Source organism: Mesorhizobium sp. (genome assembly GCF_017306585.1).
Classification (GTDB): Bacteria; Pseudomonadota; Alphaproteobacteria; order Rhizobiales; family Rhizobiaceae; genus Mesorhizobium.
Map to the genome: position 1 here is coordinate 1 of NZ_JAFKIC010000022.1, position 9714 is coordinate 9714.

Below are 9714 nucleotides of genomic sequence, written 5' to 3' on the forward strand. Positions count from 1 at the left end.
GCGACCGCATCGTCGGTATCGTTCAGCCGGGCACCGGCATAACCATCTATCCGATCCAGTCGCCGGCGTTGCAGGCTTTCGACGACCAGCCGGAGCGCTGGATCGACGTGCGCTGGGATATCGATGAGCGCACCAAGGAGCGCTTTCCCGCGCGCGTTTCCGTCACCGCCATCAATGCGCCGGGATCGCTCGCCGATATCGCCCAGGTCGTTGCGTCCAACGACGCCAACATCCATACGCTGTCTATGGTGCGCACCGCGCCGGATTTCACCGAAATGCTGATCGATCTCGAGGTCTGGGATCTGAAGCATCTCAACCGGCTGCTGTCGCAGTTGAAGGACAATTCCAGCGTCAGCGATGCACGACGTGTGAATGGCTGACGCGGCTCATCCATGAGGGGGTAGGGGAACCATGAATACCGATGAAGTGCTGGGCATTTTCCGCGAGGCGGGCGCTGTTCTGGAGGGGCATTTCATCCTGACGTCGGGTTTGCGCAGCCCGGTCTTCCTGCAGAAGGCGCGGGTGTTCATGCATGCCGACAAGACCGAGAAACTGTGTAAGGCGTTGGCCGAGAAGATCCGTGCCGCGGTGCCGGGCAAGATAGACTACGTCGTTGGCCCAGCGATCGGCGGGCTCATTCCCGCTTACGAGACCTCACGTCATCTCGGCGTTCCGGCGATCTGGGTCGAGCGGGAAGGGGGCGAGTTCCGCCTGCGCCGCTTCGAGATCGACAAGGGTGCGCGTGTCGTCATCGTCGAGGATATCGTCACCACCGGACTGTCGATCCGCGAAACCATCGATTGCCTGCGTGAACTGGGAGCCGAAGTGGTTGCCGCCGCCTGCATCATCGACCGCTCCGCCGGCAAGACCCATGTCGGCGTGCCGCTGATCGCGCTTGCCGAATATGAGGTTCCGGCCTACCCGCCGGACCGCTTGCCGCCCGAGCTTGCCGCCCTGCCGGCAATCAAGCCCGGCAGCCGCAACATCTGAGGGGACACGAAATGATCGTCGGCATCGATCATTTCGTGTTGACGGTGGCGTCGCTCGACGCGACCTGCGATTTTTATCAGCGTGTGCTGGGTTTCAAGCGCATCGACACGCCGGGCCGTCCAACCGCTTTGGCTTTTGGCAGCCAGAAGATCAATGTCCATGAAACCGGCCGCACCTTCGAGCCGAAGGCGAAGTTGCCGACGGCCGGATCCGGCGATTTCTGCCTGGTCGCCGATCGGCCGCTGGCCGAATTGCTCGCGACGCTCCAAGCCAATTGCGTGACGGTGGAGCTTGGGCCCGTCGAGCGCATCGGCGCGCAGGGGCCAATGATGTCGGTCTACTTCCGCGATCCTGATGGAAACCTCGTCGAGGTCAGCCAGTATCTGCCGTAGTTGCCGGCACTCGGCTGCGACAAAAACCCGAGGCCGCTTCTAAAATTCGCCGCGATTATCAGCTGTTGGAGAGACGACCTTACCAAAAATTATGGCGGGACGGCCGTGTTACGGATGGCGCTTGGTTGTTGTCGAGGTCGCGTGTGGCTATATCAGGGGCGCGATTGCCTTACGGTCGCCGCAGGGCGCAAGATGTAACGCTTGAAACCCAGCTGGAAGCAGCTGGACTGCACGTTTTAAAATATCGGGAATAGGAAAAGAGTGCTTTTTCGTCGCCGCGAGCCGGATGGTTTTCTTGAGCGGGTGCGCACCTATCTGTGGCCGCGCCGCTCGTTTTCACGTTCGCTCCAGTATTTCTCCAAGCGTATCCTGCGGCTGAAGGCCACGCCGCACGCGGTGGCGGCGGGGGTTGCCGCCGGCGTCTTCGCGTCGTTCTTTCCCGTCGGCTTCCATTTTATCATTGCCGCCGTCTTGTGCTGGGTGATCGCCGGCAATTTGGTGGCGGCGGCGCTCGGCGCCGTATTCTTCGGCAACCCGCTGACCTTCCCGCTGCTCTGGGGCGCGTCCTGGGAAACAGGCAAGCTCATCCTGCATGATCGCCTACCCGCGCACGGTCCGCCGGCGCATCTGGGCGAGATGATGCACAAGCTTTCCTTCGCCAAACTGTGGCACCCGGTGCTGGAGCCGATGCTGATCGGCGCGGTGCCGCTCGGGCTGATATTCGGTCTTGTCTTCTATGGCATCACCCGCTGGGGCATGAATGTCTTTCGTGAGCAAAGGCGCAAGCGCCTGGCCGAGCGGGCAAGCCGCCGAGAGCAGTCGCCCCATCCCGGCGCAAGCGTCGGTTCCGCCGCGCAATGATCATCGGGATCGGCAGTGACCTGATCGACATCAGGCGCATCGAGAAATCGCTGGAACGTCATGGCCAGCGCTTTGTCCAGAGAATCTACACCGACATCGAACAGGCGCGCTCGGAAAATCGCCGCGCCCGCGCCGCCTCATACGCCAAGCGCTTCGCCGCCAAGGAGGCTTGCGCCAAGGCGCTGGGCACCGGCCTGGCGCAGGGCGTTTTCTGGCGCGACATGGGCGTCGTCAACCTGCCCAGCGGCGCGCCGACCATGGCGCTGACCGGCGGAGCGTTGGCGCGGTTGGAGAAGATCCTGCCTCCAAATCACAAGGCGTCGATCCACCTCACTATCACGGATGATTTCCCGCTCGCTCAAGCCTTTGTGATCATAGAGGCGTTGCCCGTCGAACAAGTGCCACATTGATTGCATTTGACGACGGGCATTGACGTTGCCCAGCGCGCGCCGAGACTCTATACATCCAACGCACAATCGAGGACGACATGAGCGTGGCTGAAAAATCCCAGAAGAAATCCGGCGGGCTTGGCGAAACCGTCAGCGTCATCGTCCAGGCGCTTTTGCTCGCGCTCGTCATCCGCACGCTGCTGTTTCAGCCTTTTTCGATTCCGTCGGGATCGATGCGGCCGACGCTTCTGGAAGGCGACTATCTGTTCGTCACCAAATGGTCCTACGGCTATTCGCGCTATTCGCTGCCGTTCGGGCCTGACCTGTTCTCTGGCCGCATCTGGGGCTCCGAGCCCAAGCGCGGCGACGTCGTGGTGTTCAAGTTCCCACCGGATCCTTCCGTCGACTACATCAAGCGCGTGGTCGGCCTGCCCGGCGACAAGATCCAGATGAAGGACGGCCAGCTGTTCATCAACGGAGTCGGCGTCCCGCGTGTGAAAACCGGACAGATCGACAATCCCGATATTACGGAGAAGGATTATCCGATCGACGTCTACCGCGAGACGCTGCCCAACGGCGTCAGCTACGACACGCTGGACCTGTCGCCGAACTCGATCGGCGACAACACCCGTGAGTTCGACGTGCCGCCCGGCCACTATTTCATGATGGGCGACAACAGGGATAACTCCGCCGACAGCCGCTTCACCGTCGGCTACGTTCCCGCCGAGAACCTGGTTGGCCGCGCCAACCTCGTCTTCTTCTCGATCGCCGGCAAGGCGAGCCCGCTCGAAATCTGGAAATGGCCGTCGCTGATGCGCGTTTCGCGCCTGTTCCATTTCGTCAACTAGGATCATGGCGGCACCTAAACGGTTGACCGCCGATGCGCTCGCCGAAGCGCTCGCGGAACGCACAGGTCATGCCTTTGGCGACCGCCAGCGCCTGCAGCGGGCCCTGACCCATGCAAGTGCCCGGGGCGCCAATGCCGGCACCGATTATGAGCGGTTCGAATTTCTCGGCGACCGGGTGCTGGGCCTGGTCGTTGCCGACATGTTGCTGGCCGCCTTTCCCGATGCCGCGGAAGGCGAACTCTCGCTGCGGCTCAACGCGCTGGTCAATGCCGAGGCGCTTTCCGATATCGCCGAGCACATCGGGCTGCCGGATCTGATTCGTGCCGGGTCGGATGTGCGTGGGCTCGAAGGGCGCAAACGCGTCAATCTGCGCGCCGACGCGCTGGAATCGCTGATTGCCGTGCTCTATCTCGACGGTGGACTGGATGCGGCACGCGCTTTCATCCACAGATACTGGCAGCCGCGCTCGCAGGCTTCGGGCGCCGCCCGCCGCGACGCCAAGACCGAATTGCAGGAATGGGCGCATCAGGCGGCGAGTGCCGTTCCCGTATACCAGATCGATGGCCGGGAAGGGCCGGACCACGATCCGCTGTTTACCATCAGCGTCAGGGTTGGCGTGTTCCAGCCGGCGATCGGCAGCGGCCGTTCCAAGCGCGAGGCGGAACAGGCCGCCGCTGCCGCTCTGCTGGTTCGAGAAGGCGTGTGGGCCAATGAAGGGAGCGCGGCATGACCGCTGAAGATACCCAAGCCGCTCCCACGACACATTCGGGCTTCGTTGCGCTGATCGGCGCGCCCAATGCGGGCAAGTCGACGCTGGTCAACCAACTGGTCGGCGCCAAGGTGTCGATCGTCACCCACAAAGTGCAGACGACACGCGCCATCGTGCGCGGCATCGCCACCCATGACAATGCGCAGATCGTCTTCATCGACACGCCGGGCATCTTCAAGCCCAGGCGGCGGCTAGATACGGCGATGGTGACCACCGCCTGGGGCGGCGCCAAGGATGCCGATATTGTTTTACTGCTGATCGATGCCGAGCGTGGCATACGCGGCGACGCGGAGGCCATCCTGGAACGGTTGAAGGATGTCCGCCAGCCCATGGCGCTGATCCTCAACAAGGTCGACCGGGTCAAGCCGGAGGCGCTGCTGGCCCTGTCTGCGGCAGCCAATGAGAAAGTACCGTTTCAGCGCACCTTCATGGTCTCGGCGTTGACCGGCTCGGGTTGCAAGGATCTGCTCGACTATCTGGCGCAGGCGTTGCCTGCCGGCCCCTGGTACTATCCGGAAGACCAGATTTCCGACCTGCCGATGCGTCAGCTTGCGGCGGAAATCACCCGTGAAAAACTCTATCTCAGGCTGCATCAGGAATTGCCCTATTCCTCGCACATCGAGACCGAGAAATGGGAGGAGAAGAAGGATGGCTCGGTGCGCATCGAGCAGGTCATCTATGTCGAGCGCGACAGCCAGAAGAAGATTGTGCTGGGTCACAAGGGCGAGACCATCCGCGCCATCGGCCAGTCGGCGCGCACGGAGATAGCTGCGATCCTCGAGCAGAAGGTGCACCTCTTCCTGTTCGTGAAAGTGCGCGAAAATTGGGGTGACGACCCCGAACGCTACCGCGAGATGGGCCTGGAGTTTCCGCATTAGCCCGGCGATCGACGCCGCCCTGGTGCGTCGCCTCGTCGCCGCGCAATTTCCCCACTGGAAAGACCTTCCTGTCAGATCTGTCGCGTCCGGTGGATGGGACAACAGGACCTTTCATCTTGGCGACGAGATGACCGTGCGTCTGCCGAGCGCCGCCGCCTATTCCCTGCAGGTGGAGAAGGAGCACCGCTGGCTGCCCAAACTCGCACCGCTGTTGCCCCTGCCTATCCCTGCACCGCTTGCCATGGGCGTTCCGGCCGAGGGCTATCCCTGGCATTGGTCCATATATGGCTGGATCGAAGGCGAGACCGCCAAACGGGAGCGCATCGCCGACCTGCCGCAATTCGCGGCTGACCTGGCCGGGTTCCTGACCGCTCTGAAACGCGTCGACCCGACTGGCGGGCCTGTCGCCGGTGCACACAATTTCTATCGTGGCGGCCCGCTGACCATTTATGATGGGGAGGCGAGGCAGGCGATCGAGGCGCTCCGTGGGCGGATCGATATGCTGGCTGTCGGCGCCGTCTGGGAAGCCGCCCTGGCCGCGGCATGGCAAGGGCCGCCCGTCTGGTTCCATGGTGATGTCGCCTGGGGCAATCTGCTCGTCGACGATGGCCGGCTGAGCGCGGTGATCGACTTCGGTACATCAGGCGTCGGCGATCCGTCCTGCGATCTGGCGATCACCTGGACGCTGTTCGAAGGCAGGAGTCGCGAGGTGTTTCGCGCGGCTATTGCAGTCGATGATGCGACCTGGGCGCGCGGGCGTGGCTGGGCGCTGTGGAAGGCGTTGATTACCGCTGCGGGTCTCACAGGCAACCAGAGCGAGTTCGATCAGTCGTGGCGGGTCATCGACGCGGTGCTTGCCGACCACAGAGATCGGCATTGAACCCTGTCCCGTTGCCGAACAGGCTCCGGCCTACCGGGCGCGCGACCAGTTCACATTCTTGCAGACCAGGCCGCCGATGACGCAGCCGCGTGTAACCAAGCTGGCTTTCATGACCTTGACCTGGATCGAATAGGTCAGGTTGCGTTTCGGGTCGAAGGCCTTGCCGGCCAGAGTATCGGCCGATTTCGGTCTGACCGTCATGACCAACCTGTCGCCGACATTCTCGCCGTGACTGGTGTCCCTGATCCACAGATTGGTGGCGCAGATGTCCGCTCCGCAAGGCGCGATGCGCACCTTCGCATTGCCGTCGCCGCGCATCCAGGTACCAGAGGGGTCGGGCTGCGACGCCGCGACCGCTGCTCCCGTCAGCCAGAGCACGCTCAGCCCCAGTGCGATTTTCCTTACTTTCATGCCCGGTCCCGCCGCGAATATCGAGGCAAATACGCGGGCGCCTCCCTGGAAGTTTCGGCGGAGAATCGATTTTTGGTGGCCGTCTTCATCGCCATCAGCTTCCGGCGCGACAGCCGCGAAACTGTATCGCCATGTCGGCCGTTCCTGCTCGGGATAGAGAAGAAACTGCATTGGAGAGCGATCTTGCTGAAAACCTATGCGATTGCCTATCTGGCGACGGCGCTGGTCTTCCTCGGCATCGATTCGATCTGGCTGACGCTGACCGCCAGCCGGCTCTACAGGCCGCTGCTCGGCGACATGTTGGCGGATGGTTTCAACGTGGCGCCCGCAGTTCTCTTCTATGTGATCTATATCGCCGGCATCGTATATTTCGCCATCCAGCCGGCATTTGCCAGGGGCAGCGCCATGACCGCCGCCCTGAACGGTGCGATCTTCGGCTTCGTCGCCTACGCTACCTACGACCTCACCAATCAGGCGACGTTGAAGAACTGGCCCGTGCAGATCACCATTGCCGATCTCTGCTGGGGAACAGTGCTGTCGGCGACGGCGGCAGCGCTGGGCTTCCTCATCGCCCGCCACTTCGCGCGCGTCATCTAGCCAGGCCAGGTCTGGTTATCCTTTTCGTCCTTCCGTTCCGCGGATCAGGCCGGCAACCAGCAGTCCGACGAAAGCGGTCAGCGTGCCCACGCTGGTTGCATTGAGTTTGACGAAGCTTGCATATTGCTCCGGCGTATAGACATGCACGGGCGTGCCATAACGGTCATGCAGCAGGGTGAAGGCAAGCAAGGCCGCGCCTGCGATGACGAAAGCGATCATCCGCTCGCCTGGGCGGAAAACAACGAAGCCGATCAGCACGCACGGGATGAGAAACATCTCGACCCCGGAGGCGACCCCGAACACCTTGGCGCTAAGAATCGTGTTGGCGATGCCGGCGAGCGGCAGCAGCGCACGGCCGGCGGTTGTGTTCAGGCGCGCGATCGCGGGCACGGCCGCGAAGAACGGCGTCGACAGGAACAGCCAGTATGAGGGCGCGATCTCGGGTCCGACCAGCCAGTAGAGATAGAGCGGATAGAAGGGTTGGTTGGAGACGACCACCAGGGCGATCAGATTGGCGGTCGCCACCAGCGGGTCGTCATTGGCGGCGTAATCCTTGACCGATTGCCAGAGCGACGAAAGGCTCAACTGGTGCGGCCCATGACCGGGCTCAGCCGATAGTGGCTGACGCCCCATTCCTCGCCGTCGGCATGACCGAACAGGCCTGATGTCGCCAGAAAGAACAGCCGCCAGCGCCGCCGCCACAGCGCGGCCTCGGCGCCGTATACTTCTCGCAAAATGCGGTCGATCTGCTCGCGGTTGGCGTCGAAATTGGCCAGCCAGTCTTCCGCTGTCCGCTGATAGTGCTTGCCGTTCCAGCGCCACTCCTGCTCGACCTCGAAGATGTCGGGAAAGCGCCGGATCAGGCCATGGCTCGGCATGACGCCTCCAGTGAAGAAGTGGTTGGCGATCCAGTCGCTCTTGTCGGCGTGATCGAAACGGTAGCAGCCATTCCTGTGGGTGAAGACATGCAGGAAGAGCTTGCCGTCCGGCGCGATCCAGCTTCTGACCCGCTCAAGCAACGCCTTCCAGTTCGACATATGTTCGAACATTTCGACCGAGACGATCCGGTCAAACACGCCGTTGGCATTGAAGTCATTCATGTCGGCGGTGATGACGCTGACATTCTCCAGTTTGCGCGCCTTGGCCTGTTCCTCGATATAGCGCCTTTGCGGCGCCGAGTTGGAAACTGCGACGATCCTGGCTTTGGGGAAGCGCTTCGCCATGAAAAGGGTCAGCGAACCCCAGCCGCAACCGAGTTCCAGGATATGCTGGCCATCACGCAGATCCGCGTGGGCGACGGTCTCTTCCAGCGCGCGTGTCTCGGCCTGCGCCAGAGTTTCGGCGCCGTCGCCGTAAAGGCAGCTTGAATATTTGCGGCGCGGCCCGAGAACCAGGCCAAAGAAGGCCGGCGGCAGTTCGTAGTGCTGCTCGTTGGCGGCCTCGACATGGGTGGCGATCGGATGCCGCGCCATGGCGCGGGCGAAATCGTCTTCGCTGGTCATGGAGCCGGCCGACAGCCGGCGGCGGGTGCGCCCCACCAGGAATTGAATGCCGTAGCGCGTCAGCGGATCGGGCAAAGCGGTCCGTTCGACAATGTTGGTGGCCGAGGCAATGAGGTTCATGCTCTGGGATTCCCTGGGGTGTGGATGGATGATTGGTGCAGGGCAGGGCCAGGCCAGAAGGCGTTCACGCGCTGCTGATAGTCACGGAAGGCATCGCCGCGCGAACGCAGCATATGGGCCTCAAGCGGCGGAATGCCGGAGACATGCACGAGCAGCCAGTACATGAAGAGCGGACCGCAAAGGGCGACCCACCCCCAGAGATAGGCGCCAGTCAGATCGATGGCGATTGCCGCATAGGCGAGCCAGCCCAGCCATTCGAAGAAATAGTTCGGATGGCGCGAATATCCCCAAAGTCCGGCATCGCAGACTCGCCCCTTGTTCCCGGGATCGGCGCGAAAGCCTGCCAATTGCCGGTCGGCCAGGGCTTCGCCGGCAATCGCAACAAACATGATGGCGATTCCCAACCAATCACCCAGCCGTAGTTCAGGCGCCGGATTGCGGGCCGCCGCCGCGATGGCAAGCACCAGCAACAGCGCGCAACCCGCCTGGATCTGCAGGAACCAGAACAGGCGCCGGCGAAAATTTCCGCCCCACTCGTCGCGCAGCTGCACATAGCGCGGATCGTCGCCGCTTTTCATCGTCCGGGAGACGATGTGCAGGCCGAGGCGAAGCGACCAGAGCGCGGCAAGCGAGGCCACTATAAATTGTCGTGTCGCCGGCGATGATCCGCCGTCATGCGGGAGGAGTGCAAGAGTCGCTCCGACGCCACCCACGGCGAACGACCAGATGGCATCGATCCAGCCCGATTGGCCGGAGCGAATCGCAATCAGCCATGCGCCTGCCATCGCCGGCGACAAGGCGAGTGCGGCAGCGACAAGGGTGTAAAGAGAAGGCACGGCGTGGTCTCGACCGGAGAAGATGTCCTTGCGGCCAATAACGCAACGCCGGTCCCTCGAGTTTCGCCTCCCGTATCGAAAGTCGCCCCGAGCGATTGGCCGTCATGTTGGTCCCGGGTGAACCAGGCGCCAAAGTCAGGAACCTCTACCCGGATCCTCACTGTTTCATGGGTATAGCCGATCTAGAGGTCCGATTGTCCTTAGCCGTCGAGTGTTATATGAATGAATAACATAAGTTAAA

General features: G+C 62.4%; 14 protein-coding genes. 10 read left to right on the forward strand and 4 right to left on the reverse strand.

All coding sequences use genetic code 11. The features are described 5' to 3' along the window. The 9 genes from J0I79_RS00655 to J0I79_RS00695 all read left to right on the forward strand — a co-directional run. On the forward strand, positions 1–380 hold a 380-nt coding region (locus J0I79_RS00655), incomplete at its 5' end, for an ACT domain-containing protein (RefSeq protein ID WP_292854364.1). A 31-nt stretch (positions 381–411) separates the two neighbouring features. Continuing rightward, a complete protein-coding gene (pyrE, locus tag J0I79_RS00660; protein ID WP_292854366.1) occupies positions 412–990 on the forward strand; it encodes an orotate phosphoribosyltransferase in 579 nt (192 codons plus the stop codon). 11 nt (positions 991–1001) lie between these two features. Beyond that, positions 1002–1382: a VOC family protein gene (locus J0I79_RS00665; protein ID WP_292854368.1), complete on the forward strand. Its 381-nt coding sequence runs from the start codon at positions 1002–1004 to the stop codon at positions 1380–1382. A 261-nt stretch (positions 1383–1643) separates the two neighbouring features. Then, positions 1644–2243, forward strand: a complete 600-nt coding sequence (locus J0I79_RS00670; protein ID WP_292854371.1) for a DUF2062 domain-containing protein — start codon at positions 1644–1646, stop codon at positions 2241–2243. Beyond that, a complete protein-coding gene (gene acpS / locus J0I79_RS00675) occupies positions 2240–2653 on the forward strand; it encodes a holo-ACP synthase (RefSeq protein WP_292854374.1) in 414 nt (137 codons plus the stop codon). The genes J0I79_RS00670 and acpS overlap by 4 nt, the downstream gene beginning before the upstream one ends. Positions 2654–2730: 77 nt before the next feature. Continuing rightward, on the forward strand, positions 2731–3480 hold the full coding sequence (gene lepB / locus J0I79_RS00680) for a signal peptidase I (RefSeq protein WP_292854376.1): 750 nt from the start codon (positions 2731–2733) through the stop codon (positions 3478–3480). A gap of 4 nt (positions 3481–3484) precedes the next feature. Beyond that, positions 3485–4210, forward strand: a complete 726-nt coding sequence (gene rnc, locus J0I79_RS00685) for a ribonuclease III (RefSeq protein WP_292854379.1) — start codon at positions 3485–3487, stop codon at positions 4208–4210. Further along, positions 4207–5127, forward strand: a complete 921-nt coding sequence (gene era, locus J0I79_RS00690) for a GTPase Era (RefSeq protein ID WP_292854382.1) — start codon at positions 4207–4209, stop codon at positions 5125–5127. Before rnc ends, era begins: the two co-directional genes overlap by 4 nt. Then, a complete protein-coding gene (locus J0I79_RS00695) occupies positions 5123–6007 on the forward strand; it encodes an aminoglycoside phosphotransferase family protein (protein ID WP_292854393.1) in 885 nt (294 codons plus the stop codon). Before era ends, J0I79_RS00695 begins: the two co-directional genes overlap by 5 nt. Positions 6008–6037: 30 nt before the next feature. On the opposite strand, the gene J0I79_RS00700 is transcribed toward J0I79_RS00695, so the two are convergent. Beyond that, positions 6038–6418 (reverse strand): DUF2147 domain-containing protein, encoded by a 381-nt coding sequence (locus J0I79_RS00700; RefSeq protein ID WP_292854385.1) that lies wholly within the window; start codon positions 6416–6418, stop codon positions 6038–6040. Between the two features lie 186 nt (positions 6419–6604). Here J0I79_RS00700 and J0I79_RS00705 point away from each other — a divergent pair, with 186 nt between their 5' ends. Further along, positions 6605–7015, forward strand: a complete 411-nt coding sequence (locus J0I79_RS00705; protein ID WP_292854395.1) for a DUF2177 family protein — start codon at positions 6605–6607, stop codon at positions 7013–7015. 15 nt (positions 7016–7030) lie between these two features. On the opposite strand, the gene J0I79_RS00710 is transcribed toward J0I79_RS00705, so the two are convergent. Genes J0I79_RS00710 through J0I79_RS00720 form a run of 3 tightly spaced genes read right to left on the reverse strand, consistent with a single transcriptional unit; the run spans position 7031 to position 9422 of the window. Continuing rightward, on the reverse strand, positions 7031–7600 hold the full coding sequence (locus tag J0I79_RS00710; protein ID WP_292854388.1) for a hypothetical protein: 570 nt from the start codon (positions 7598–7600) through the stop codon (positions 7031–7033). Further along, positions 7597–8637, reverse strand: coding sequence for a cyclopropane-fatty-acyl-phospholipid synthase family protein (locus J0I79_RS00715; protein ID WP_292854390.1), 1041 nt, complete (start codon positions 8635–8637; stop codon positions 7597–7599). The genes J0I79_RS00710 and J0I79_RS00715 overlap by 4 nt, the downstream gene beginning before the upstream one ends. After that, positions 8634–9422, reverse strand: a complete 789-nt coding sequence (locus tag J0I79_RS00720; protein WP_292854398.1) for a DUF1295 domain-containing protein — start codon at positions 9420–9422, stop codon at positions 8634–8636. The genes J0I79_RS00715 and J0I79_RS00720 overlap by 4 nt, the downstream gene beginning before the upstream one ends. Positions 9423–9714 lie beyond the last annotated feature (292 nt).

Excerpts from the sequence above, each read along its gene's own strand:
- J0I79_RS00700 (WP_292854385.1), bottom strand. The coding sequence starts at position 6,418 with ATGAAAGTAAGGAAAATCGCACTGGGGCTGAGCGTGCTCTGGCTGACG.
- acpS (WP_292854374.1), top strand. The coding sequence starts at position 2,240 with ATGATCATCGGGATCGGCAGTGACCTGATCGACATCAGGCGCATCGAG.
- J0I79_RS00720 (WP_292854398.1), bottom strand. The coding sequence starts at position 9,422 with ATGGCAGGCGCATGGCTGATTGCGATTCGCTCCGGCCAATCGGGCTGG.
- rnc (WP_292854379.1), top strand. The coding sequence starts at position 3,485 with ATGGCGGCACCTAAACGGTTGACCGCCGATGCGCTCGCCGAAGCGCTC.
- pyrE (WP_292854366.1), top strand. The coding sequence starts at position 412 with ATGAATACCGATGAAGTGCTGGGCATTTTCCGCGAGGCGGGCGCTGTT.
- J0I79_RS00665 (WP_292854368.1), top strand. The coding sequence starts at position 1,002 with ATGATCGTCGGCATCGATCATTTCGTGTTGACGGTGGCGTCGCTCGAC.
- era (WP_292854382.1), top strand. The coding sequence starts at position 4,207 with ATGACCGCTGAAGATACCCAAGCCGCTCCCACGACACATTCGGGCTTC.
- J0I79_RS00715 (WP_292854390.1), bottom strand. The coding sequence starts at position 8,637 with ATGAACCTCATTGCCTCGGCCACCAACATTGTCGAACGGACCGCTTTG.
- lepB (WP_292854376.1), top strand. The coding sequence starts at position 2,731 with ATGAGCGTGGCTGAAAAATCCCAGAAGAAATCCGGCGGGCTTGGCGAA.